Annotated in this window: 22 protein-coding genes, 1 rRNA gene, 1 pseudogene and 1 riboswitch; of the genes and pseudogenes, 16 read left to right on the forward strand and 8 right to left on the reverse strand. The window is 68.7% G+C overall.

Translation table 11 applies throughout. The features are described from left to right. Positions 1-41: 41 nt before the first annotated feature. From rrf to OG963_RS36245, 11 genes are all read left to right on the forward strand, one after another. Positions 42-158, forward strand: a 5S ribosomal RNA gene (rrf, locus tag OG963_RS36195). Positions 159-302: 144 nt separating this feature from the next. Then, entirely contained in the window at positions 303-911 is a 609-nt protein-coding gene (locus OG963_RS36200; RefSeq protein WP_030921569.1) for a CDP-alcohol phosphatidyltransferase family protein, read from the forward strand. A 113-nt stretch (positions 912-1,024) separates the two neighbouring features. Next, positions 1,025-3,520: a mannose-1-phosphate guanyltransferase gene (locus OG963_RS36205; protein ID WP_030921571.1), complete on the forward strand. Its 2,496-nt coding sequence runs from the start codon at positions 1,025-1,027 to the stop codon at positions 3,518-3,520. A 98-nt stretch (positions 3,521-3,618) separates the two neighbouring features. Further along, positions 3,619-4,539, forward strand: a complete 921-nt coding sequence (locus OG963_RS36210) for a DUF881 domain-containing protein (RefSeq protein WP_093777421.1) — start codon at positions 3,619-3,621, stop codon at positions 4,537-4,539. Beyond that, positions 4,536-4,868: a small basic family protein gene (locus OG963_RS36215; RefSeq protein ID WP_003970459.1), complete on the forward strand. Its 333-nt coding sequence runs from the start codon at positions 4,536-4,538 to the stop codon at positions 4,866-4,868. Before OG963_RS36210 ends, OG963_RS36215 begins: the two co-directional genes overlap by 4 nt. A gap of 5 nt (positions 4,869-4,873) precedes the next feature. Beyond that, complete coding sequence (locus tag OG963_RS36220) at positions 4,874-5,662, forward strand: DUF881 domain-containing protein (RefSeq protein WP_093777423.1); 789 nt, start codon at positions 4,874-4,876, stop codon at positions 5,660-5,662. 190 nt (positions 5,663-5,852) lie between these two features. Continuing rightward, positions 5,853-6,626, forward strand: a complete 774-nt coding sequence (locus tag OG963_RS36225) for an FHA domain-containing protein (protein ID WP_078878850.1) — start codon at positions 5,853-5,855, stop codon at positions 6,624-6,626. Positions 6,627-6,643: 17 nt separating this feature from the next. Continuing rightward, entirely contained in the window at positions 6,644-7,387 is a 744-nt protein-coding gene (locus OG963_RS36230; protein ID WP_030921584.1) for a MerR family transcriptional regulator, read from the forward strand. 53 nt (positions 7,388-7,440) lie between these two features. Then, the gene (locus tag OG963_RS36235; protein WP_030921587.1) at positions 7,441-7,914 is read left to right on the forward strand and encodes a bifunctional nuclease family protein; all 474 of its coding nucleotides are present in this window, start codon (positions 7,441-7,443) and stop codon (positions 7,912-7,914) included. 168 nt (positions 7,915-8,082) lie between these two features. Then, the gene (locus tag OG963_RS36240) at positions 8,083-8,700 is read left to right on the forward strand and encodes a MerR family transcriptional regulator (RefSeq protein WP_030921590.1); all 618 of its coding nucleotides are present in this window, start codon (positions 8,083-8,085) and stop codon (positions 8,698-8,700) included. 57 nt (positions 8,701-8,757) lie between these two features. After that, complete coding sequence (locus OG963_RS36245) at positions 8,758-10,212, forward strand: DNA polymerase IV (RefSeq protein WP_093777425.1); 1,455 nt, start codon at positions 8,758-8,760, stop codon at positions 10,210-10,212. Here the strand turns inward: OG963_RS36245 and OG963_RS36250 are convergent. Beyond that, the gene (locus OG963_RS36250; protein WP_030921596.1) at positions 10,137-10,517 is read right to left on the reverse strand and encodes a PRC-barrel domain-containing protein; all 381 of its coding nucleotides are present in this window, start codon (positions 10,515-10,517) and stop codon (positions 10,137-10,139) included. The genes OG963_RS36245 and OG963_RS36250 overlap by 76 nt on opposite strands. Positions 10,518-10,617: 100 nt before the next feature. Beyond that, positions 10,618-10,715, forward strand: a riboswitch (glycine riboswitch). Between the two features lie 194 nt (positions 10,716-10,909). On the opposite strand from OG963_RS36250, the gene gcvP reads away from it, so the two are divergent. Further along, the gene (gene gcvP / locus OG963_RS36255) at positions 10,910-13,795 is read left to right on the forward strand and encodes an aminomethyl-transferring glycine dehydrogenase (protein ID WP_371799837.1); all 2,886 of its coding nucleotides are present in this window, start codon (positions 10,910-10,912) and stop codon (positions 13,793-13,795) included. An 86-nt stretch (positions 13,796-13,881) separates the two neighbouring features. On the opposite strand, the gene OG963_RS36260 is transcribed toward gcvP, so the two are convergent. Together OG963_RS36260 and OG963_RS36265 are read right to left on the reverse strand one after the other, a co-directional pair. Continuing rightward, complete coding sequence (locus OG963_RS36260; RefSeq protein WP_030921602.1) at positions 13,882-14,088, reverse strand: DUF5999 family protein; 207 nt, start codon at positions 14,086-14,088, stop codon at positions 13,882-13,884. 320 nt (positions 14,089-14,408) lie between these two features. Further along, positions 14,409-15,002 carry a hypothetical protein gene (locus tag OG963_RS36265; RefSeq protein ID WP_030921605.1) on the reverse strand — a complete coding sequence of 198 codons (594 nt, stop codon included), beginning with the start codon at positions 15,000-15,002 and terminating at the stop codon, positions 14,409-14,411. Between the two features lie 481 nt (positions 15,003-15,483). Here OG963_RS36265 and OG963_RS36270 point away from each other — a divergent pair, with 481 nt between their 5' ends. Continuing rightward, positions 15,484-16,992, forward strand: coding sequence for a glutamate-cysteine ligase family protein (locus OG963_RS36270; protein WP_093777429.1), 1,509 nt, complete (start codon positions 15,484-15,486; stop codon positions 16,990-16,992). A gap of 87 nt (positions 16,993-17,079) precedes the next feature. On the opposite strand, the pseudogene OG963_RS36275 reads toward OG963_RS36270, so the two are convergent. Next, positions 17,080-18,000, reverse strand: a pseudogene (locus tag OG963_RS36275) (substrate-binding domain-containing protein); the annotation flags it as partial. Positions 18,001-18,199: 199 nt separating this feature from the next. Between OG963_RS36275 and OG963_RS36280 the strand changes: the two are divergent. Beyond that, the gene (locus tag OG963_RS36280) at positions 18,200-18,979 is read left to right on the forward strand and encodes a CPBP family intramembrane glutamic endopeptidase (protein ID WP_093930730.1); all 780 of its coding nucleotides are present in this window, start codon (positions 18,200-18,202) and stop codon (positions 18,977-18,979) included. Positions 18,980-19,037: 58 nt separating this feature from the next. Here OG963_RS36280 and OG963_RS36285 read toward each other — a convergent pair whose 3' ends face one another. Continuing rightward, a complete protein-coding gene (locus OG963_RS36285; protein WP_030921616.1) occupies positions 19,038-19,859 on the reverse strand; it encodes a PhzF family phenazine biosynthesis protein in 822 nt (273 codons plus the stop codon). 86 nt (positions 19,860-19,945) lie between these two features. Continuing rightward, positions 19,946-20,767, reverse strand: a complete 822-nt coding sequence (locus tag OG963_RS36290) for a class I SAM-dependent methyltransferase (RefSeq protein WP_371799838.1) — start codon at positions 20,765-20,767, stop codon at positions 19,946-19,948. A gap of 129 nt (positions 20,768-20,896) precedes the next feature. Between OG963_RS36290 and OG963_RS36295 the strand changes: the two genes are divergently transcribed. Continuing rightward, complete coding sequence (locus tag OG963_RS36295) at positions 20,897-21,514, forward strand: PadR family transcriptional regulator (RefSeq protein ID WP_078878852.1); 618 nt, start codon at positions 20,897-20,899, stop codon at positions 21,512-21,514. A gap of 83 nt (positions 21,515-21,597) precedes the next feature. Here the strand turns inward: OG963_RS36295 and OG963_RS36300 are convergent, their stop codons facing one another. Beyond that, the gene (locus OG963_RS36300) at positions 21,598-22,029 is read right to left on the reverse strand and encodes an SRPBCC family protein (RefSeq protein WP_093777438.1); all 432 of its coding nucleotides are present in this window, start codon (positions 22,027-22,029) and stop codon (positions 21,598-21,600) included. Between the two features lie 78 nt (positions 22,030-22,107). Continuing rightward, positions 22,108-22,293 carry a hypothetical protein gene (locus OG963_RS36305; protein ID WP_093777440.1) on the reverse strand — a complete coding sequence of 62 codons (186 nt, stop codon included), beginning with the start codon at positions 22,291-22,293 and terminating at the stop codon, positions 22,108-22,110. Positions 22,294-22,547: 254 nt separating this feature from the next. On the opposite strand from OG963_RS36305, the gene OG963_RS36310 reads away from it, so the two are divergent. Continuing rightward, the gene (locus tag OG963_RS36310) at positions 22,548-23,078 is read left to right on the forward strand and encodes a Clp protease N-terminal domain-containing protein (protein ID WP_176902320.1); all 531 of its coding nucleotides are present in this window, start codon (positions 22,548-22,550) and stop codon (positions 23,076-23,078) included. Positions 23,079-23,134: the final 56 nt, after the last annotated feature.

Consider the following 23,134-nt stretch of genomic DNA (forward strand, 5'->3'; position numbering starts at 1 on the left):
ACGGCCGTGTTGTTGCCCGGTGTTGGTTAATTTCATAGTGTTTCGGTGGTCATTGCGTTAGGGAAACGCCCGGTTACATTCCGAACCCGGAAGCTAAGCCTTTCAGCGCCGATGGTACTGCAGGGGGGACCCTGTGGGAGAGTAGGACGCCGCCGAACAATTATTCCGGGAAAGCCCCGCACCTCTGGTGCGGGGCTTTTCTGCGTTTACGGGCCGACCGCCACCCCCGTGCATCTGCCGCCAGTGGCTGCGGGTAAGGTCAGGGGGCATCATTGGCACGTTCTTTCACAGGAGGCCCCCGGGTGGAGGTCCAGGAGACTCGGGTTCAGACGGACCGGGTCCTCACCATCCCCAACATCCTCAGCATGGCTCGCCTTGTCGGGGTACCGCTCTTCCTGTGGCTGATTCTTCGCCCCGAGTTCGGCGGACCGAAGAGCGACGGCTGGGCGCTGCTGGTACTGATGTTCAGCGGGATCAGCGACTACCTCGACGGTAAGCTCGCCCGCCGGTGGAACCAGATCAGCAGCCTCGGGCGACTCCTGGATCCCGCCGCCGACCGGCTGTACATCCTTTCGACCCTCGTCGGACTGACGTGGCGTGAGATCCTTCCGCTCTGGCTCACGGCGGCGCTCCTGGCACGCGAGCTGATGCTTCTCGTCATGGTGGGAATCCTCCGGCGCCACGGCTATCCGCCGCCCCAGGTGAACTTCCTGGGGAAGGCGGCTACCTTCAACCTGATGTACGCCTTCCCCTTGTTGCTGCTCAGTGATGCAAGTGGTTGGCTTGGATCGCTGGCCGCCATTTTCGGATGGGCGTTCGCAGGATGGGGTACAACGCTCTATTGGTGGGCAGGAATCCTCTACGTGGTTCAGGTCCGCCGGCTCGTCAAGGCGGATGTAGTAGCCGATTGAGCTCGTTTGATGCGGTGCCGCGCAGTGTGGCCGGTCCGCGGTGAAGTCTCAGGTGTTGCCCTGACGGGTGAAGTCGGCTAGACCGTCGTCTCTTCAAGGAGGACGTTTCCGACATGAAGGCCGTTGTGATGGCTGGTGGTGAAGGCACTCGCCTTCGCCCCATGACCTCGAGCATGCCCAAGCCTCTCCTGCCTGTCGCCAATCGGCCGATCATGGAGCATGTGCTGCGGCTGCTCAAGCGGCATGGGCTCAATGAGACCGTCGTGACCGTCCAGTTTCTCGCCTCTCTCGTCAAGAACTACTTCGGAGACGGCGAAGAGCTCGGGATGGAGCTCACTTATGCCAACGAGGAGAAACCTCTAGGTACCGCGGGGAGCGTGAAGAACGCCGAAGAGGCGTTGAAGGACGACACCTTCCTCGTCATTTCCGGTGATGCGCTCACCGACTTCGACCTCACCGATCTCATCGCCTTCCACAAGGAAAAGGGTGGGCTCGTGACGGTGTGCCTGACCCGGGTTCCCAATCCGCTGGAATTCGGGATCACCATTGTCGATGATGGCGGCCAGGTCGAGCGCTTCCTGGAGAAGCCCACCTGGGGTCAGGTCTTCTCGGACACGGTCAACACGGGCATCTATGTGATGGAGCCCGAGGTCTTCGACTATGTCGAAGCCGATGTCTCGGTGGACTGGTCCGGTGATGTCTTCCCTCAGCTCATGAAGGAGGGCAAGCCGATCTACGGCTATGTCGCCGAGGGCTACTGGGAGGACGTGGGCACGCACGAGAGCTATGTGAAGGCGCAGGCCGACGTTCTTGAGCGCAAGGTCGACGTCGAGATCGACGGTTTCGAGATCTCGCCCGGTGTATGGGTCGCGGAAGGCGCCGAGGTTCATCCCGACGCGGTTCTGCGGGGGCCCGTGTACATCGGGGACTACGCAAAGATCGAGGCCGGGGCCGAGCTTCGTGAGCACACGGTCGTCGGTTCGAACGTCGTCGTCAAAACGGGTGCCTTCCTGCACCGGGCAGTGATTCACGACAACGTCTACATCGGTCAGCACTGCAATCTGCGTGGATGCGTGGTCGGCAAGAATACCGACATCATGCGGGCGGCCCGTATCGAGGACGGCGCGGTCATCGGGGACGAGTGCCTGGTCGGTGAGGAATCGATCATTCAGGGCAATGTCCGGGTCTACCCCTTCAAGACCATCGAGGCCGGCGCCTTTGTCAATACGTCGGTGATCTGGGAGTCCCGCGGGCAGGCTCATCTCTTCGGTGCCCGCGGTGTCTCGGGAATTCTGAACGTGGAAATCACGCCGGAACTCGCTGTGCGGCTGGCCGGTGCGTACGCGACCACCCTCAAGAAGGGTTCGACGGTCACCACCGCCCGCGACCACTCCCGAGGCGCTCGTGCGCTGAAGCGAGCGGTGATCTCGGCGTTGCAGGCCAGCGCCATCGACGTACGGGACCTGGAGAACGTGCCGTTGCCGGTCGCGCGTCAGCAGACCGCCCGGGGCAGCGCCGGTGGGATCATGATCCGTACCTCGCCCGGAGTGCCCGACTCGGTGGACATCATGTTCTTCGACGAGCGGGGAGCGGACCTGTCCCAGGCGCGCCAGCGCAAGCTGGACCGGGTCTACGCACGCCAGGAGTACCGGCGGGCCTTCCCGGGAGAGATCGGCGACCTGCACTTCCCGTCCAGCGTCTTCGACTCGTACACCGGATCGCTGCTGCGCAACGTCGACACCACCGGGATCGCCGCTGCGGGGCTCAAGGTCGTCGTGGACGCGTCCAACGGCAGTGCCGGGCTGGTGCTGCCCAGTCTGCTCGGGCGGCTCGGCGTGGACGCGCTGACGATCAACCCCGGGCTCGACGAATCACGGCCCACCGAGTCGGCCGACACCCGCCGGTCCGGGCTGGTGCGGCTCGGGGAGATCGTGTCCTCGGCGCGGGCCGCGTTCGGTGTGCGTTTCGACCCGGTCGGCGAGCGGCTCTCCCTCGTCGACGAGCGCGGCCGGATCGTGGAGGACGACCGGGCACTGCTGGTGTTGCTCGACCTGGTGGCTGCCGAGCGGCGCAGCGGGCGCGTGGCCCTGCCGGTGACGACGACGCGAGTTGCCGAACAGGTGGCCGCCTACCACGGCACGCAGGTGGAGTGGACGACGACGTCGCCCGACGATCTGACGCGCGTGGGACGGCAGGAAGGCACCATCTTCGGCGGAGACGGGCGCGGCGGTTTCATCGTTCCCGAATTCAGCAGCGTCTTCGACGGCTCGGCCGCCTTCGTACGGCTCATCGGGCTCGTCGCGAGGACGCAGCTCACGCTGAGCCAGATCGATGCCCGTATCCCCCGCGCGCATGTCCTGCGCCGCGATCTGGCCACGCCGTGGGCGGTCAAGGGGCTGGTCATGCGACGAGTGGTGGAAGCCGCCGGCGACCGGGACGTCGACACCACCGACGGTGTGCGGGTCGTCGAGGCGGACGGTCGTTGGGTGATGGTGCTTCCGGACCCGGCCGAGGCCGTCACCCATTTGTGGGCGGAGGGCCCCGACGATGCGTCGGCGCAGGCGCTGCTCGACGAATGGTCGACGGTCGTGGACAGCGCAGGTCACTGACGTTTTCCCGGTTGCGTCGGGAGGCGCCGTACCGCGGCTCCCGCCGCACCGGTGGGGCCATTCGGCGGTAGCTGTTGCGACGTGCGACGATGTGCGGCATGTCGCAGCAGCCCCCCGATCGGAGTACGGCCTCACCCCCCGCGCGCCCCGACGCGTCCATGTCGCTGCTGACCAATGTGATGGACCACAGCCTGGACGACGGTTACGCGGAGGCCACCGCGCGCCGCAAGGCCGACGGGAGCGCGGGCATGCCCCGCACGCTGAAGGCGAAGCTGGCTCTCGCGGGGGGTCTTGTGCTCGCTGCTCTGGTGGTCACCCTCGGCGCAGCGGAGGCCCGTGTCTCGGCGCCCGTCCTTGCCAAGGAACGCGAGGAGCTCATCGACCGTATCGACGCCGAGACGTCGGCGGCCGACAGCCTCGAGTCCCAGGTGGACAAGTTGCGGGGCGACGTGAGCGAGCGTCAACGTAAAGCGTTGGAAAAGCATGGTGGGGACCAGGGCGAGCTGGTGGCGCTGCTCTCCGGGGCGACCGCGGTGCAGGGGCCCGGTGTGAAGCTCGTCGTCGACGACGCGAAGGACACCGATCAGGGAGGTGGCGGACCGCGGGAGACCAGCGGTTTCGCCGATACCGGGCGGGTGCGCGACCGGGACCTGCAGCGGGTCGTCAACGGTCTGTGGCAGTCCGGCGCGGAAGCGATCTCCATCAACGGGCAGCGGCTGACAGCCCTGTCGGCCATCCGTGCCGCGGGCGACGCCATACTGGTCGACAACAGACCGCTCGTGCCGCCGTACACGGTGCTTGCGGTGGGGGACGGGAAGCGGCTCAGTACCGCGTTCCAGGACAGTGCCGACGGTCAGTATCTGCAGGCGCTGAAGGACACGTTCTCCATCAGGACGAGCATCTCCGTCCAGGACCAGGTGCGCCTCCCGGCTGCTCCGAGCCTGATCGTACGAACAGCAGAGCCGAAGGCCGCAGACACCGGCAGTGGTGCGGCAGACACAGGGAAGGGCACATCGTGATCGCCGTACTGGGCCTCGTCGTGGGAGTCGTGGTCGGACTGTTGGTCCGGCCCGAGGTGCCGGCGGTGGTCGAGCCCTATCTTCCGATCGCTGTCGTGGCTGCGCTGGACGCGGTCTTCGGCGGTCTGCGGGCCATGCTCGACGGCATCTTCGTCGACAAGGTCTTCGTGGTGTCGTTCCTCTCGAACGTCGTCGTGGCCGCCCTGATCGTGTTCCTGGGCGACAAGCTGGGTGTGGGTGCCCAGCTCTCCACCGGTGTGGTGGTCGTGCTCGGCATCCGGATCTTCTCCAACGCCGCGGCGATCCGCCGGCACGTCTTCCGGGCCTGAAGCCGATGAGCGACGAAGAATTCTCCCGTCACACCGAGCGCACCGGCGAGCCGCCGGCCGGCGCCCCCGAGGAGCTCACCGGGCGCCGGCGGCTGATCGCCGCCGTGTGGCCGCCCCGGGTGACCCGGGCTCAACTCATCGTGGCGCTGCTGCTGTTCGTCCTGGGCCTGGGGCTGGCGATCCAGGTGCGGTCGAACAGCGACAACAGCGCGCTGCGCGGCGCGCGCCAGGAGGACCTGGTCCGTATCCTCGATGAACTCGACGACCGTACGCAGCGTCTTGAAGACGAGAAGCAGCGTCTGGACGATCAGCGAACGGAGCTCGAGAACAGCTCGGACCAGGCTGAGGAAGCGCGTAAGCAGACGGTGGAGAAGGAGCGGCAACTCGGTATCCTCGCGGGCACCGTGGCGGCGCACGGGCCCGGGATCACGTTGACGATCAACGACCCGGGCGGCGCGGTGGAGCCGGACATGCTGCTCGACGCACTCCAGGAGCTGCGTGCGGCCGGTGCCGAGGCGATCGAGGTCAACGGGGTGAGGGTGGTTGCCAATACGTACTTCTCCGGTGACGGCGGTGACATCAAGGTCGACGACCGGCGGATCTCCGCGCCGTACGTCTTCCAGGTCATCGGCAAGCCGCAGGACCTGGAGCCGGCGCTGAACATCCCCGGCGGCGTCGTGCAGACGCTGGAGAAGGAGCAGGCCACCGTGCATGTGGCACAGGCCGACGACATCGTCGTGGATGCCTTGCGACCGGCGAAGCGGCCTGACTACGCTCGGTCGTCCTCCCAGTGATGCCGCCGGGTACAGGGGTCGAAGGACACGGGCACGAGGTTGCGGGGGGTCGCCGCATCGTAATGGTGACGCGTGGTGGAAACTGTCGAGTGACTACGGACGTTGTGAAGATGTCCGGGTCGGCAGGTGTGTTCATTCAGGGTTCGTCCTGCCCCACGGGCGGGTCTATTTCGGTCAAGGGGAATCGCCCGTGAAGTTGTTTGGGAAGTTGTTCGGCAAGAGCGCACGCGATGAAGCTGCCCGCCATCGCGCACCGCGCCATGGCCAAGCCGATGAGCAGGGCACGGAGCGCCCGCTCTTCCGCGACGAGGTGGCGGGTGCGGGCGGTGACATTTCGGGTGGTTCCGGCGCGTCGTCTGTTGACCCTGCCGGTGCGGGCCGCATAGGTTTCGGAGATCCATCGACCTCAAGTACGGGTGGAGGGTTTGCATCCATGCCGGTCTGTACGAGGTGCGGTCATCGCAACGCCGAGGCCAGTCGTTTCTGCTCCAACTGTGGTGCTCCGCTGAGGGGTGGTGCTCCGTCCGAGCGCCCCTCGGAGACGACCTCGACCATTTCCATCTCCGGTCTCGAGGCGTACGAGGCGGAGGCCACGGGTCAGACGTCCGTGCCGTCCCTCTCTCCCGAGGCACAGGCCGCCGTCGACGCCCTGCCGCTCGGCTCGGCGCTCCTGGTGGTGCGCCGCGGTCCGAACTCCGGCAGCCGCTTCCTGCTGGACAGCGAGCTGACCACGGCCGGCCGGCATCCGCAGAGCGACATCTTCCTCGACGACGTGACGGTCTCGCGCCGCCATGTGGAGTTCCGCCGGAGCCCCGACGGCAGCTTCACGGTCGAGGACGTCGGCAGTCTCAACGGCACGTACGTCAATCGTGAGCGCATCGACTCCGTCGCGCTGTCCAACGGCGACGAGGTGCAGATCGGGAAGTACCGGCTGGTCTTCTACGCGAGCCAGCGGGGCATCTGACCCGTCAGGGAAGGTCCATGCTGAGAACACCGACGGGCGGTGCCGGTCACGGCACCGCCACCGCCGACGACCGTGCGATGAGTATCGGCGCGGTGCTCCTGCAGCTGCGGGACGAGTTTCCCGAAGTCACCATCTCCAAGATTCGTTTTCTGGAGGCCGAGGGGCTTGTCGAGCCGCAGCGGACGCCTTCCGGATACCGGAAGTTCCGGCCCGACGACGTCGAGCGGCTGGCACAGGTGCTGCGGATGCAGCGGGACCACTATCTTCCGCTGAAGGTCATCCGGGAGCATCTGGACGCCCTCGCCCGTGGTGAACAGGTGTCCCTGCCGTCCGCGGGCGGGCAGCGGGACCTGACCGACGGTTCCGGCGACGCCGGGTCCGGGCGGGCGACCGCGGCGCGGATCGGGCGCGCGGAGCTGCTGGCGGCCGCCGAGGTCACCGAGAGCGAGCTCGAGGAGTGGGAGTCGTACGGCCTTGTCGCTCCGACGGCGGAAGGCGGCTACGACGCCGAGACGGTGACCGTGGCCAAACTTGTGGCGGATCTGGGTCGATTCGGTCTCGAACCGCGTCATCTGCGGGCCATGCGAGGGGCTGCGGAGCGTGAGGCCGGGCTGATCGAGCAGGTGGTCGCTCCCCTGCGCCGGCACCGGAATCCGCAGACCAGAGCACATGCGGAGGCCACGGCGAAGGAGCTCGCGGAGCTGTCCGTACGGCTTCATTCGGCCTTCGTGCAGACCACTCTGCGGATCCGACTCCACTGATCACGGGGAAGCCCGACTACCCAAACCTGCCGAGCACGTCCTAGGGTTGCTGTGTGAACGAGCTCGACGTTGTGGGTGTCCGGGTGGAAATGCCCTCCAACCAACCGATCGTGCTCCTGCGTGAAGTGGGAGGCGACCGGTACCTCCCCATTTGGATCGGTCCTGGTGAGGCGACTGCGATCGCCTTCGCCCAGCAGGGCATGGCTCCGGCCAGGCCGCTGACCCATGATCTCTTCAAGGATGTGCTCGAGGCCCTCGGCCAGGAGCTCACCGAGGTCCGCATCACGGACCTCCGGGAAGGGGTCTTCTACGCGGAGCTGGTCTTCGCCGGCGGGGTCGAGGTGAGCGCGCGTCCGTCCGACGCCATAGCGCTCGCGCTGCGCACCGGCACGCCGATCTACGGCAGTGACGGGGTGCTCGACGACGCGGGAATCGCCATCCCGGACGAGCAGGAGGACGAGGTCGAGAAGTTCCGGGAGTTCCTCGACCAGATCTCACCGGAGGACTTCGGTACCAACAGCCAGTGACCGTCCGACGGAGGTGTCGTCAGCGCATCCGGCAAGCCTTTCCCGGTAATGGGACACGGGAAACCACCCTCAGGGTGATTATCACCCGGCGTGCCGAGTGTGGCGATCGTTGACGCACCCCGAGTGACTGCCTACCTTCGAGATGGCAGGTCAAGGACGGAGGTCGGCGTGAGAAACAGCGGCGACGGTACGGCAGCGGGTGGGCCGTATCTGCAGCATGGAAGTACAGCCGGCCACTCCATCAGGCAACCGGTTCAACCGGCGGCGATGGCAGGGGACGGGGCGGCAGCGGCCGACGACATCGGGTATCGCGGGCCGACGGCGTGCGCGGCGGCGGGGATCACCTATCGGCAGCTCGACTACTGGGCACGCACGGGGCTCGTCGAGCCGAGCGTGCGTCCCGCCTACGGATCGGGCACGCAGCGCCTCTACAGCTTCAGGGACGTCGTTCTGCTGAAGATCGTGAAGCGCTTCCTGGACACCGGTGTGGCGCTGCAGAACATCCGCACCACGGTCCAGCATCTGCGCGCCCGGGGGTTCCAGGATCTGGAGCGGATGACACTCATGAGCGACGGTGCGACGGTCTACGAGTGCTGCTCGCCCGACGAGGTCGTGGATCTGCTCCAGGGCGGCCAAGGGGTCTTCGGCATCGCCGTCGGCGTGGTGTGGCGGGACGTCGACGCCGCGCTGTCGCAGCTGCACGGCGAGCGGGTGGACACCGGTGAGACGCTGGTCGGCAACAACCCCACCGACGAGCTCGCCCGGCGGCGCAACCGCGCGGTCTGACCGTGTGCGGATCCGGGGTGCGGCGATTGTCAGTGCCGTAGGGCAGCATCGATTGATGTGAGAGCCGCGCCCACCATCCTCCATCTCGACATGGATGCCTTCTACGCCTCTGCGGAGCAGGCGGCGAAGCCCAGCCTGCGCGGCAAGCCGGTCGTGGTGGGCGGGCTGGGGCCGCGAGGGGTCGTCGCCACCGCGTCGTACGAGGCCCGGCGGTTCGGGGTGCATTCGGCGATGCCGACGGCCCAGGCACGGCGCCTGGCGCCCAACGCCGCCTACCTGGTGCCGCGCTTCCTGCTGTACCGGACCGTGAGCGACCAGGTGATGGAGCTGCTCGGGCGGCTCTCACCGCTGGTGGAGCCGCTCAGCCTGGACGAGGCCTTTGTCGACCTGGAGGCCGGCGGGGTGGCCGACGACTCGGCCTCGGCGCGGGCCGTCGGTGAGCAGTTGCGGGAGGCCATCAGAGCCGTCACGGGCCTCACCGGTTCGGTGGGTCTCGCGGGGTCGAAGATGCTGGCCAAGATCGCCTCGGAGGAGGCCAAGCCGAACGGGCTGCTGCTCATCGAGCCGGGCACCGAGCGCGAGCTGCTCGCGCCCATGTCCGTGCGGATCCTGCCCGGCGTCGGACCGGCCACAGGGGACCACCTGCGACGCGCCGGGATGACCACCGTCGACGACCTGGCCGAGGCGGGGGAGGCGGAGCTCGTACGGCTGCTCGGCAAGGCCCACGGCGTCTCACTGCACCGCATGGCGCTCGGGTACGACAACCGCCCCGTCGTGGCGGAGCGCGACGCGAAGTCGGTCTCGGTCGAGGACACCTTCGATATGGACCTGCACGACCGGGTCCGGGTCAGGACGGAGGTCGACCGGCTGGCCGACCGGTGTGTCCAGCGGCTGCGGGCCGCGGAGCGATCGGGGCGGACCGTGGTGCTGAAGGTCCGCAGGTACGACTTCTCGACGCTCACGCGGTCCGAGACGCTGCGGGGGCCCACGGACGACCCCGCGGTCGTCAGAGAGGCGGCCGCGCGGCTCCTGGAGGCCGTGGACACCACCGGAGGCGTACGGCTCCTCGGAGTGGGTGTCACGGGGCTCGCCGACTACACCCAGGAAGATCTCTTCGCGCAGGCGGCCGGTGAACGGGCCGCGCCCGACGCCCCGGTCGCCGAGGACCGGGGCCCCGGCGAGCACGGAGACGAGTCGGCGGCCGGTGCACCGGAGCAGGAGACCCCCGAGCAGCTCGCGGCCCGGCGCTGGCCCGCCGGACACGACGTACGCCATGACACCTTCGGTCACGGGTGGGTGCAGGGAAGCGGGGTGGGCCGGGTGACGGTGCGGTTCGAGGAACCCGAGTCGCCGCCCGGCCGGGTGCGCACGTTCCGTGTCGACGATCCGGAGCTGTGTCCCGCGGATCCGCTGCCACTGGTGCGCGACCCCGTGGACTACTCGTCCTGGCCGGCCAGCCTGCCGAAGTCGCGGTCCGGTCCCGGCTCCTCTGGGGGCGAGTCCAGACCGTAGTGCCGGTAGAGCTGAAGCTCCTGTTCCGGCGAGAGATGGCGGCCCACGCCGAAGTCGGGCGCGTCTTTGATGAGTGCACGGTCGAACGGGATGCGGAGCGAATCCTCGACGAATTCGCTGGGCTCCAGCGGGACGAAGGCGTCCCTGCTGAACAGCCCGGTACGTACGGCGGCCCACTCGGGGACGCCTGTCGCGTCGTCGAGATACACCTCGTCGATGGTGCCTATCTTGGTGCCCTTGCGGTCGAACGCCTTGCGGCCGATAAGGCTCCGCGGATCGATGTCGGTCTGCACGGTCCCTCCCATTGGTCGCGGCTACTCCACAGCACTACGAAAGTGCAGATCCGGGGCTTCGGCCACTCGAGACTTCCGGGACCAAGCCCGCTGGTAGGCTGGTTATGGCTGCTGACCCCGTGCGGGAGAGTCCTCCGGAGCAAATCCGGCAGGCGCCGAAGGAGCAAATCCTCCCCGGAATCTCTCAGGCCCCCGTACCGCACGGACGAGGTCACTCTGGAAAGCAGGGCGGGTTTCGTGGCGGCAGACGCCGGGACGGATCCCTTCCTCACCGACGGTGAAAGTCGGTACGCCGCAGGGCGGACCGGTGAAGCTCTCAGGTTGAGATGACAGAGGGGGAGGCCGTCCGGGCACCCGCGCCGCGGTGCCCCTCGCAGGTCGTGACAGACCAGGAGGCCTCCACCATGACCCCCCGTCGCACTCCGCTCTCCCAGCTGGAGCAGGGCATCCCCTTCGAACAGCGCCACATCGGACCTGATGCCGAGGCGCAGGCGAAGATGCTCGCCCAGGTCGGTTACGGCTCGCTCGACGACCTGACCGCGGCCGCGGTGCCCGATGTCATCAAGAGCGCGGAGGCGCTGCAGCTGCCGACGGCCCGCACCGAGGCCGAGGTCCTGGCCGAGCTGCGCTCGCTCGCCGACCGCAACCAGGTCCTCGCCCCGATGATCGGGCTCGGCTACTACGGCACCTTCACCCCGCCGGTGATCCTCCGCAACGTCATGGAGAACCCCGCCTGGTACACGGCCTACACGCCGTATCAGCCGGAGATCTCGCAGGGCCGACTCGAGGCTCTCCTCAACTTCCAGACGATGGTCGCCGAGCTGACCGGGTTGCCGACCTCCGGCGCCTCACTGCTGGACGAGGGCACTGCGGCCGCCGAGGCCATGGCGCTCGCGCGGCGCGTCGGCAAGGTCAAGAACGGCGTCTTCCTGGTGGACGTGGACACCCTGCCCCAGACCATCGCCGTGATAGAGACCCGCGCCGAGCCGACCGGTGTCGAGGTGGTCGTCGCCGACCTCAGCGAGGGAATCCCCGCCGACATCGCCGAGGGCGGTGTGTTCGGCGTGCTGCTCCAGTACCCGGGAGCCTCCGGCGCCGTCCGGGACATCAAGCCCGTCATCGAGCAGGCCCATGAGCTCGGCGCCGTCGTCACGGTCGCCGCCGACCTGCTGGCCCTGACCCTCCTCACCTCGCCCGGCGACCTCGGCGCGGACATCGCCGTCGGCACCACGCAGCGCTTCGGTGTTCCGATGGGCTTCGGCGGACCGCACGCGGGCTTCATGGCCGTGCGCGAGAAGTTCGCCCGCAGCCTGCCCGGCCGCCTCGTCGGTGTCTCCGTCGACGCGGACGGCAACAAGGCGTACCGCCTCGCCCTGCAGACCCGCGAGCAGCACATCCGCCGCGAAAAGGCGACCAGCAACATCTGTACCGCTCAGGTGCTGCTCGCCGTCATGGCCGGGATGTACGCCGTCTACCACGGCCCCGACGGGCTGCGGACGATCGCGCGGCGCACGCACCGGTACGCGGCGATCCTGGCCGAGGGCCTGCGGGCTGCCTCCATCGACGTCGAGACCGACGCCTACTTCGACACGCTCACCGTGCGCGTCCCGGGCAGGGCCGCCCAGGTCGTCGCCGACGCCCGTGAGCGCGGTGTCAACCTGCGGTTCGTCGACGCCGACCTGGTCTCCGTCGCCTGCGACGAGACCACCACCCGTACGCAGATCGCCGCCGTGTGGGCCGCCTTCGGCACCGACGGCGACATCGAGGCACTGGACGGTGCGGCCGTCGACGCGCTGCCGGACTCCCTGCTGCGCACCGACGCATTCCTCACCCACCCGGTCTTCCACCAGCACCGTTCCGAGACCGCGATGCTCCGCTACCTGCGCAAGCTCGCAGACCGCGACTACGCGCTGGACCGCGGCATGATTCCGCTCGGCTCCTGCACCATGAAGCTGAACGCGACCGCCGAGATGGAGTCGATCACCTGGCCGGAATTCGGGGCGCTCCACCCGTTCGCGCCGGCCGAGCAGGCGGAGGGCTTCCTCACGCTCATTCGTGAGCTCGAGGAGCGTCTCGCCGAGGTCACCGGATACGACGCCGTCTCCCTTCAGCCGAACGCGGGCTCGCAGGGCGAGTTCGCGGGCCTGCTGGCCGTTCGCGCGTACCACCGGGCCAACGGCGACGACCAGCGGACCGTCTGCCTCATCCCCTCCTCCGCGCACGGCACCAACGCCGCGAGCGCCGTGATGGCGGGCATGAAGGTCGTCGTGGTGAAGACCGCCGACGACGGTGAGATCGACGTCGCGGACCTCCGCGCGAAGATCCAGCAGTACCGCGACGAGCTGGCCGTACTCATGATCACGTACCCGTCGACGCACGGTGTGTTCGAGGAGCACGTCGCCGACATCTGCGCCGAGGTGCACGATGCGGGCGGTCAGGTGTACGTCGACGGCGCCAACCTCAACGCGCTCGTCGGCCTTGCCAAGCCGGGCCGGTTCGGCGGCGACGTCTCGCACCTGAACCTGCACAAGACCTTCTGCATCCCGCACGGCGGCGGCGGCCCGGGCGTCGGCCCGGTCGGTGTCCGTGCGCACCTCGCGCCGTACCTCCCGAACCACCCGCTGCAGCCCGCCGCGGGGCCCGAGACAGGCGTCGGACCCATCTCGGCCGCTCCGTGGGGCTCAGCCGGCATTCTGCCGATCTCGTGGGCGTACGTACGTCTGATGGGCGGCGAGGGCCTGAAGCGTGCGACGCAGGTCGCCGTACTCGCCGCCAACTACATCGCCAAGCGTCTGGAGCCGCACTACCCGATCCTGTACACCGGCCCGGCCGGACTCGTCGCGCACGAGTGCATCGTGGATCTCCGGCCGATCTCCAAGGCGACCGGCGTCAGTGTCGACGACATCGCCAAGCGCCTGGTCGACTACGGGTTCCACGCGCCGACCATGTCCTTCCCGGTGGCCGGGACGCTGATGATCGAGCCGACCGAGAGCGAGGACCTTGCCGAGCTCGACCGGTTCTGCGACACGATGATCGCCATTCGCCACGAGGTCGAGAAGGTCGCCTCCGGCGAGTGGACCGCGGACGACAACCCGCTGACGAACGCCCCGCACACGGCCGCCATGCTCGGCGGGGAGTGGAAGCACGGCTACAGCCGTGAGGAGGCCGTCTTCCCGGCCGGAGTCTCGGCCGCCGACAAGTACTGGCCGCCGGTGCGTCGGATCGACGGTGCGTTCGGTGACCGTAACCTCGTCTGCTCCTGCCCGCCGCTGGACGAGTACGACAACTGACCCACCCTTCGGGGTGTGACGCGGACATGCGTCGGGGCCGGTGCGGAGATCTTCTCCGGGCCGGCCCCCGTTCGTACGGGCCGCGGTCAGGCGGCCTTCATCACCTGGCCGGTTCCCAGCGGGCGGTGCGGGGCGATGATCTGCCCGTCCGGGAGCAGCTCACCGGTGTCCTCGAAGAGCAGGACGCCGTTGCACAGCAGGCTCCAGCCCTGTTCCGGGTGGTGAGCCATCAGACGGGCGGCCTCCCGGTCGGCTGAGTCGGCGGTCGGGCAGGGTGGCTGGTGCTGGCACATGGGTGGGTTCTTTCGCTGCGTTGTAGTGAGTGTCCTGCGGCTTGATGAGGTGTTCATGGCCGCCCCCCGTATCAATCGGTCCGGTCCCAGTGTTGCCCCACGGGCGTCAATCCGCAGGGATTTCGCGGCAGCTCTTCTCCTACTCCCATGACGCATCACCCGGCCGGACGGTTCAACACAACTGCACTGTCCCTTCGGGTGGTTCGGGGTGGCCGGACCGGACTAGTCCGGATGGCCTCCGAGTGCGTACGAGCAGTAGTGTGCCCCGCCACCGGAAACGGCGACGGGGCACAGCACTGCGGGCCGGAGGCGGGCTGTGGTCAGGCCGGTGAACCGAGCAGGGGACCGGGGCCAGGGGTGATACGCAGCGTCATCACGGGGAGCAGATCGGCGACCCGGTGCGGGCGGTGTGCCGCGATGCCGGGTGGGGCGGGAGCCAGCGGTACCAGAAGGTCGGTCGGGGCGAGGGCTCCGCCGGACGCATCGGCGTCGACGTCCTCGTGCAGCCACAGTGTCAGCATGTAGAGCTCGGGGATGGAGAGCAGCCGTGGCTGATAGTGCGCGGTCAGCGGCTCCGCCTGACGCAGTGCGAGTTCGGTCGAGGCGATGTACGGACCCTCGAAGAAGTGCGAGAAGGTCCACCCGTCCGGGGTGAGCATGGTGTCCGCCGCGGCGACGGCCCGCTCCGGACTGCGGATCAGGAAGCGCCACGCGGCCAGGCTGGTGCGTGGTGCGAGCCCGCTCGGGCCGATCCGGTCCAGCACATGGACGGGCAACGGGAGTTCGGGGCTCAGCGGTCCCTGGACGGACCGGAGAGCCGGGGTGCGGGCCTCACGGACTGCGGTGGGTGAACCGAGTGCCGCGAGGACGCTGCGCAGGGCGGGCGCGGGAGCCGGAGGTACGTGCAGCGGCATAGTGGGTCGCCTCTCACTTCGGAGACACGGTGATGCGTGGGCGGGGGCAGACGGCGCTGTCGGCGTGCGGGGCCAGAGGAGGCCGGTGATTGGGCCGGTGCGTCAACTCTCTGCCTCGTCCGCGGAGTTTATACGACAGGTGTTCACACGGTGTTTCCGCTAGCCGCCTCAGGTATTGCCGGCAAGGCGGTATCCGGACTTTATTATGCGGAGAACCTGCTGATTCGGTGTGTGTGGCGCAGCTGCTGCCTGGTGTTTTTTCCCGGCCGCGGTCGGCCGAAACACGTCGACGATTTCACCACCGCCGTACGGTGGGAACTGCGCAGTGCTTCATGCCGACGGAATGTGCCCCCGGCGGCCACACTCAGATTAGTGGCTCCGCGCTGTCCGTGGGGGCGTTATCGATCACCTGCCTGGGCATTATCGACCGTGACGCGAGCGGCCTGGGCCACGGGCTGCCCACTCGAGGAGGGATGCTTCGATGGGGGAGAAGGTCGTGGCGGGCGCCTTTGACCTGTCCGATCGGCAGAGGTACCGGAGGAAGCTCCACCTGTGCCTGGAGGGGCTGGGGAGGCTCCTGGCGGAGCAGAGGTTCGACCGCCCGCGCAACCTCATGGGCATGGAGATCGAGCTGAATCTGGCAGGTGCGGACGGCCTGCCGAGGATGATGAATGCGGAGGTGCTGGAGCGGATCGCGAGCCGTGATTTCCAGACCGAACTCGGGATGTTCAATTTGGAAGTGAACATAGTCCCGCACCGTCTGGACGGGCGCGTATTCGATCAACTGGCCGAGGAGCTCAGGACCGGCCTCGGATATGCCCACCGGAAGGCGGGAGAGGTCGACGCGGGCATCATGATGATCGGAATACTGCCGACCCTCGACCACCGGGACCTGGTCTCGGCGAACCTCTCGGACGGGGACCGCTACGCGCTGCTGAACGATCAAATGGTGGCGGCCCGCGGCGAGGATTTCGCGCTCGATATCGAAGGCGTCGAACGATTGGTCTGTACCTCCACCTCGATTACGCCCGAAGCGGCCTGTACCTCGGTCCAGCTGCATCTGCAGGTGACCCCGGCACGGTTCGCGGACGTGTGGAACGCGGCGCAGGCCGTCGCCGCCGTGCAGATCGCCCTCGGGGCCAACTCGCCCTTCCTGTTCGGCAGGGAACTGTGGCGGGAGTCCCGCCCGCCGCTCTTCCAGCAGGCCACCGACACCAGGCCGCCCGAACTGCAGAACCAGGGAGTGCGCCCGCGAACCTGGTTCGGCGAGCGATGGATAAGTTCCGCGTACGAGCTCTTCGAGGAGAATCTGCGCTATTTCCCGCCGCTGCTGCCGATCTGTGACGAGGAGGACCCGCTCCAGGTCCTCGACGAGGGTGGGGTGCCGGCGCTCCAGGAACTCGTGCTGCACAACGGTACGGTCTACCGCTGGAACCGGCCGGTGTACGGGCTGGCCGACGGCGTACCCCATCTCCGCGTCGAGAATCGTGTCCTGCCCGCCGGGCCCACCGTCACCGATGTGATGGCCAACGCCGCGCTCTACTACGGCCTGGTGCGGGCACTCGCCGAGGAGTCCCGACCGGTGTGGACCAGGCTGCCGTTCGCCGCCGCGGCCGAGAACTTCGAGACCGCCTGCCGCCGGGGCATCGACGCCGAACTGATCTGGCCCCGGCCGGGCCGGTCGGGCGGGCTGACGCGGATACCGGCCGTCAAGCTCGTACGGGACGAACTGCTGCCGCTCGCCGCGGCGGGGCTCGATGCCTGGAACATCGAGCCCGCGGACCGCGACCACTACCTCGGGGTCATCGAGGAGCGTTGCAAGCGGCGGGTGAACGGCGCGTCCTGGCAGGCGGACACATACCACCGGGGGCTGGACGCCGGGCTCGCACGGGACGCGGCGCTCGGGGCGACGACGCGCCGGTATGCCGAGCTGATGCACAGTGGCGAGCCCGTGCACAGCTGGCCGGTCGGCTTCCCGGACAGCCCGTAGACCGGCGCGGTCCGACGTTGTGCCGGGTGCGCCATGTGGGCGCTGTTCGATGCCGTTCCCGGCCGAGCGCCGGCTGTCCCTGGGCGGCGCTCGGCCGCTCTGTCCGGCTGTCGTCACGGCCCGCAGAATCACGGCCTGGATCTCTGCAGGGTCGGTGACCTGGTAGCCGCCGCCGGCCCTGGCCATCTCGTCCACCTCCTCGCGGTCGGCCTCGGGGCCGACCGCGAGGGCGAGGAGCGGTACCGGGCGCTCCGGGTCGGCGAGCCGCTCGAGCTCCGCGATCAGGGCGCGGCGGGAGACGGAGCGGTCGTCCTGGTTCGAGCCGTCGGAGGATCACGACGGCGTTGAACTTCCCCTTCACATAGGCCGACTGTGCCTACTCCGCCCTGCTCGTCCGACGAAGCGGCGGTGCCGGTGAGAGCGAGCAGGCCGGTGGCACTGCGCGCGGGATCGGCCACACCGAGACGCACCTTGTCCGACTTCGTCGCCGAGGCCATCAACTCGGCCCAGGAGTACTCCTTCTTCGGCCGGCCGAGAGCCTTCGCCGCCGAAGGGGTCACGGCGAGGGTGACCGGCGAGGAAGCGATGGAGTCTCCGGGTGTGATCGGGATGCCCTCGCCCGTGCCTCGACCCGGTCCAGCCGGAGATCGGAGTCGGGCGGCCAGATCCGGTGGTCCGGGGTGCGGGTGCCGGCGGAGAGCGCATCGGCGACCTGGTGCGAATCGCGGGCGACGACCTGGACATGGAGGCAGCGCCCGTCGCACCTGACCTGGTCCTTGCGCGCCTTGTCGGCGACCGCACGCACGGCGGGGGCGATGTCGGGGGAGGTCATCAAGGAGAGCCGTACGGCGGACCCCTCGCAGGACCTGGAGAACGACAACAGGACACCCTGCGCAGTGCCGTACCTGCCGCCACACCGAGGACGAGCGTGGTGGCGATGACAACGGTGCGGCGGCGGCGCGGCCGAGAGCTGTTCCCGTTCGGTCGCGTCGCGAAGTCATCGGGCAAGCTGTGGCGTCCCATGTCGGTGGTGCCCCTCCTTGACGACGAACAAGGAAATGGGAGACCACATCATCACCAGTGGTGGTCGCCCCCCGGCCGGTCGAGCATGATCTTCGTACCTGCATACGAGACCCCGGCGGGACGGGGAGCAGGATGAGACGCGAACGCACAACTGAAGGCGGGTGTACAGGTGGAGGAGGGGCGTGTGGCTGATTCATTCCCTCAGGAGGACGTGTCGCGACGGATCCTGCGGTCCGAAACGGTGCTGGTGCTGGCTCTGTCGCTGGGTGCCAGCGCGGTGTCCGCCCTGATCAGTTTTGTCGGATCGCTGACGAAACCGGGGGCTCTGAAGGAGCAGGCGGCGACGCTCAACAGTTCGTACGCTCCAGGACGCCCCTGGCTGGACCTCGCCTGGCAGCTCTTCGGCATCGCCACGGCGCTGGTCCCCGTCGCACTGGTGGCGCATCTGCTGATCAGGGAGGGGGCGAGCCTGCGCGTCATCGGCTTCGACCGGACCAGGCCCAGGTCGGACCTGGGGCGCGGGGTGTTGATCGCGGCGGGGATCGGCAGCGCCGGCCTCGCCTTCTACCTGCTGGCGCGGGCCGCCGGGTTCAACCTCACGGTGGTGCCGGAGTCGCTTCCCGCTGTGTGGTGGAAGTATCCGGTCCTGATCCTCTCCGCGCTGCAGAACTCCGTGGTGGAGGAAGTGATCGTCGTCGGGTATCTGCTGCGCAGGCTCGGGCAGTTGGGGTGGACGCCGATGGCCGCCCTGGTGGCGAGTTCGGTACTGCGCGGCTCGTACCACCTCTACCAGGGGATCGGCGGGTTCATCGGCAACATGGTGATGGGCGTCGTCTTCGTACTGCTGTACCGGCGATGGGGACGCGTGGGCCCGCTGGTCGTGGCACATGCGCTGCTCGACATCGGGGCGTTCGTCGGGTACGCGCTGCTGGCCGGGAAGGTGGGGTGGCTGCCGACGCCGTGAGCGGGGGGCGCGGCAGAAGGGGCGTACGGATCGTCGCGCACGCCACCTCTCCCGTCGGTCAGAAAGTGGTCAGCAGTTCTCCGTCGACGACTGTCACCGCGCTGCCCGTCAGCAGTGTGCGTTCGCCGCGCAGCGACGTGCGGACCAGACCCGAGCGGGCCGAGGCCTGCAGGCCGGTCAGTTCGTCCCGGCCGAAGCGGGCCGACCAGAAGGGGGCCAGTGCGGTGTGCGCGCTGCCGGTGACCGGGTCCTCGTCGATGCCGACCCGCGGGAAGAAGCCGCGGGAGACGTAGTCGTAGCCACGGGACGGGTCCTCGGCGGCGGCGGTGGCGATGATGCCGCGGCGTGAGCAGGAGGCCAGCGCGGCGAAGTCCGGGGCCAGTGCGCGTACGGACGTCTCGTCGGCCAGTTCGACGAGCAGGTCGCCGATATGGTCGCCGGTGTCATGGATGGACAGCGGCTCGGCGCCCAGGGCGGCGGCCAGTCCGGCCGGGGCATCGGCCGCCGTGAGCGGGGCCGTGGGGAAGTCGAGCGTGAGCGAGCCGTCCGGGTGGGCGGTGGAGGTGAGGATTCCGCAGCGGGCGGCGAAACGCACCGTTCCGCTCGCCGCTTCGGTGGTGTGCAGGACGTGCGCCGTGGCGAGGGTGGCGTGCCCGCACATGTCCACTTCGGTGGCAGGGGTGAACCAGCGCAGCGCCCAGTCCGCCTCTCCACCCGGAGGCAGGGGGTGCGCGAAGGCGGTTTCGGAGAGGTTCATCTCCAGGGCGACCTGCTGGAGCCGGTCGGCTTCGGGGAAGGCGTCGGAGTCCAGGAGCAGGACGGCTGCGGGGTTCCCGGTGAAGGGGCGGTCGGTGAACGCGTCGACGATTCGGATCTTCATGGGACGACCGTAGAGGTCCTGGACGTCGGCGGACCAAGGCCAATTCCAGGTCGCCGGCCCGGGATGTCGAGTGCCGCCCCGAAGCGTTACGGCCGACGTCCCCAGGCGGACACGAGCGGGGCGGTGGCCAGATCCAGGCGTCCGGTGGCGACGTTCTTCAGATGCCGGTCGATGTCCTCGTCGGTCGCGAGACCGGATGCCACGAGCCGGTCGCGGATCTGGCGCACGGTGGCGGCCTCGAGGACGGTGCACGCCGGTGAGGTGATCGGGAAGTACGCGTCGGCCTGCACATCCGCCAGACCCGCCTCGCGCAGCAGCCGGGGCAGGGTCCGGCCGTAGGTGAGGTCTGCACCGCGGGCCGCCATGAGTTCACGGAAGCCTGACCGGAGGCGATTGGCGAGGCGCTGTTCGGGGCCCGACTCGTCGGGGCACAGCAGCGGCTGCAACCCGGGGTCGGCGTCCTCCAGGAGGAGTACCCCACCGGGGCGCAGCGCCTGAATCATGCGGCGCAGCGCCTCGGCACGGTCGGTGACGTGCACCAGGACCAGCCGGGCGTGGACCAGGTCGAAGCCACCGGCAGGCGGGGGATCGGCGGCGACATCGTGGCGCAGCACCTCGACGACCTCGTCCGCGGCGCCCTGCGCCCACGACACATCGATGTCCGTCGCGACCACCGCGCCGGTCGGACCGACCCGCGCGGCCAGCCCTGCGGGAACGGAGGGGCCACCGGCCCCGACCTCCCAGCAGCGCTTGCCTGTGGTGATCCCGAGCCGATCGACATGGCGGAAGGTCACCGGGTCGAAGAGTTCGGCGAGGGCACCGAAGCGGATGCCCGCTTCGGACTGCCGGTTGTCGAGCAGGTAGCCGTGGTCCGGGCCGGACCCGTGCTCCGGGGCGGGTGCAGTCATGTCGCGTCGCCTTCGTCCTGTGCCGTCTCGCGGCAAGTATGCAAGGCCCTTCCGAAGCGATTGCCGTACGACCGGTTCCGATATATCGTTGACGCATCGCGACAGATCAACGATGGAAGGAGCGTAGCGATGCGTTCACATGGGCACGAGCACGAGCACGGACATGGGCACTGCGGGCCCGGTCATCAAGGTCGGGGCGACTTCGAGGGGCGCCGCGCCTTCGGGCCGTTCGGTCCGCCCTTCGGTGGCGGTCCGTTCGGTGGCGGCCCCTTCGGTGGGGGACGCGGTCGTGGAGGTGGCCGGGGCAGGGCGCGTCGTGGTGACGTCCGCGCTTCGATCCTGGCGTTGCTGAAGGACCGGCCGATGCACGGTTACGAGATGATCCAGGAGATCGGCGAGCGCAGCGGCGGGGCCTGGCGTCCCAGCCCCGGCTCGGTCTATCCGACCCTTCAGCTGCTGGAGGACGAGGGGCTGATCGTCAGTGCGAGCGAGGGCGGCAAGAAGCTCTTCACGCTCACCGACGGCGGCCGCACCGAGGCGGAGTCGGGGCCCGAGGCGCCTTGGGAGGAGGCCGGGCGCGGGGTCGACTGGGAGAGCGTGAACGAGATCCGGCAGGCCGGCTTCGGTCTGATGGAGGCGTTCGGCCAGGTCTGGAAGACCGGCTCGGCCGACCAGCGCCAGAAGGCGCTGTCGGTGATCAACGACGCCCGTAAGAAGCTCTATCTGATCCTTGCCGACGAGCACTGACACGACGAGCACCGACCCGACGGGTGCGGTTCGAGGGGCCCCGCGGCCGAGCCGCGGGGCCCCTCGTCGGCCACGGAGATGGGTCAGGCGGCGACGAGTCCGCCCAGCTTGCGGAGCGACTCGGCGAGCGCGGCGGTCGCCGAGTCCTTGAGCTTGCCCGCCATGAGGGAGACCGCGGCGCCGGTGAACTCTCCGTCGATGCGGACCGTGGTGGCATCGCCGTCGGGTGTCAGCGAGTAGCGCATGGCCAGATTGACACCCATGGGGCCCTTGCCCTTGGTGGTCAGCAGCCGGGCGGTCTCCAGCTCCTCCACCGTCCAGGTCACTTCGGCGGGGAAGCCCATGAGCTTCATGTTCTCCTCATAGGTGGCCGCGAGTTCGAGCGTGGCCGGGCCGCCCTTGGGGAAGCTGGTGTGGGTGGCATTCCACCGGCCGTACGCGGTGAAGTCCGTCAGCTGGGCCCAGACCTTCTCGGCCGGCGCTTCGATACGTGCTTCGGCACTGACTTCGGCCATGCGACCACCCCTTCTCGTCGGGTTACGGTGTCGCGGAACGTAGCCGCAGTAGCGACAACATTCAATACTGATGAACCGTCAGGTATGTTCGGGGCGGCCCGCCCGCCAGATCAGCGCCGCGTCGAAGGGGTCGGACGCGCGAGGGTGCGAGCCGTCGTCGTGGCAGTGGAACGCCGCCCAGAACAGGTCGGCGGGCAGGGCGTCACAGGGTGCGCGGACCCGGTAGACGTATTCCCGGCCGTCGATCGCCGGCAGGGCGACCATCCAAGACGCTCCGGCACTCCCGTCCGGCTGTCGCAAAAGTGCTGACGCGTGAGGGACGTGCAGGGGGCGGCCCGCGGTTGCTCCGGGAGCGCAAGGCAAGGCGGCGCGCGCCATCTCCCGGGATCGTGTCCGTCAATGGCGCGATCTCATCCGTAAGGAGGAGGAACCGCTCTGATGTGCCCAACTTCGGTGGGACACGTAAATGGGCCCCTCCGGGGATGCCCGCGCACCACTGGACTGATGGGGTGAGAGGTGTGCAAAACCGGACGCCGCGGATCCCTCAGCAGCCCGCATCGAACCGTGCTGAGCTCGACGCCATCCTCACACTGGAGCTGGCCTCGGTGGTGACAGCTGCGCGCAGGCGCGCACTGCGTGACGGCGACCGGCAGATCGACACGGCCCATCTGCTGCACTCCCTCATCGAGTCGGACCCGGAGGTCCGTGCGGCCTTCGCCGGTGGGCCGCAGCTCGCCAAGGTGCTCGGGTATCTCGTGCAGCGCTCCATCGGTTACGGGCTCCGCTGGCAGGGCGCGGTGGAGGACTCGGGTGCGCTGCCCACGGTCACGGAGGCGGGCGTGGACGGCTGGTCGCCCTCGGCCGTCTCGGCGATGGAGGGTGCGCGCGGGCGGGCGGAACTGCGCGGTGCCCCGCGGGCCGGGGGACTCGATCTGCTCGCCGCCCTTGCGGCGGACCAGGAGTGCCGGGCCGTCGAGGTGCTCGAACGGGCAGGTGTCGACGCGGCGCTGCTCGCGGACCGGATCACGAAGGCCCTCCGGCAGAGCTGACGCCGATCGCGTGATTCGTCCGACGCGCATGACAGTGGTCACCATGGTGACGGTCC

This window comes from Streptomyces sp. NBC_01707, from assembly GCF_041438805.1.
Taxonomy (GTDB): domain Bacteria; phylum Actinomycetota; class Actinomycetes; order Streptomycetales; family Streptomycetaceae; genus Streptomyces.

Bases quoted from the DNA above. Each gene is read 5' to 3' on its own strand.
- OG963_RS36230 (WP_030921584.1), top strand. From the start codon at position 6,644: ATGCTGAGAACACCGACGGGCGGTGCCGGTCACGGCACCGCCACCGCC.
- gcvP (WP_371799837.1), top strand. From the start codon at position 10,910: ATGACCCCCCGTCGCACTCCGCTCTCCCAGCTGGAGCAGGGCATCCCC.
- OG963_RS36205 (WP_030921571.1), top strand. From the start codon at position 1,025: ATGAAGGCCGTTGTGATGGCTGGTGGTGAAGGCACTCGCCTTCGCCCC.
- OG963_RS36305 (WP_093777440.1), bottom strand. From the start codon at position 22,293: ATGGTCGCCCTGCCGGCGATCGACGGCCGGGAATACGTCTACCGGGTC.
- OG963_RS36295 (WP_078878852.1), top strand. From the start codon at position 20,897: ATGCGTTCACATGGGCACGAGCACGAGCACGGACATGGGCACTGCGGG.
- OG963_RS36290 (WP_371799838.1), bottom strand. From the start codon at position 20,767: ATGACTGCACCCGCCCCGGAGCACGGGTCCGGCCCGGACCACGGCTAC.
- OG963_RS36265 (WP_030921605.1), bottom strand. From the start codon at position 15,002: ATGCCGCTGCACGTACCTCCGGCTCCCGCGCCCGCCCTGCGCAGCGTC.
- OG963_RS36300 (WP_093777438.1), bottom strand. From the start codon at position 22,029: ATGGCCGAAGTCAGTGCCGAAGCACGTATCGAAGCGCCGGCCGAGAAG.
- OG963_RS36270 (WP_093777429.1), top strand. From the start codon at position 15,484: ATGGGGGAGAAGGTCGTGGCGGGCGCCTTTGACCTGTCCGATCGGCAG.
- OG963_RS36210 (WP_093777421.1), top strand. From the start codon at position 3,619: ATGTCGCAGCAGCCCCCCGATCGGAGTACGGCCTCACCCCCCGCGCGC.
- OG963_RS36250 (WP_030921596.1), bottom strand. From the start codon at position 10,517: ATGGGAGGGACCGTGCAGACCGACATCGATCCGCGGAGCCTTATCGGC.
- OG963_RS36285 (WP_030921616.1), bottom strand. From the start codon at position 19,859: ATGAAGATCCGAATCGTCGACGCGTTCACCGACCGCCCCTTCACCGGG.
- OG963_RS36220 (WP_093777423.1), top strand. From the start codon at position 4,874: ATGAGCGACGAAGAATTCTCCCGTCACACCGAGCGCACCGGCGAGCCG.
- OG963_RS36260 (WP_030921602.1), bottom strand. From the start codon at position 14,088: ATGTGCCAGCACCAGCCACCCTGCCCGACCGCCGACTCAGCCGACCGG.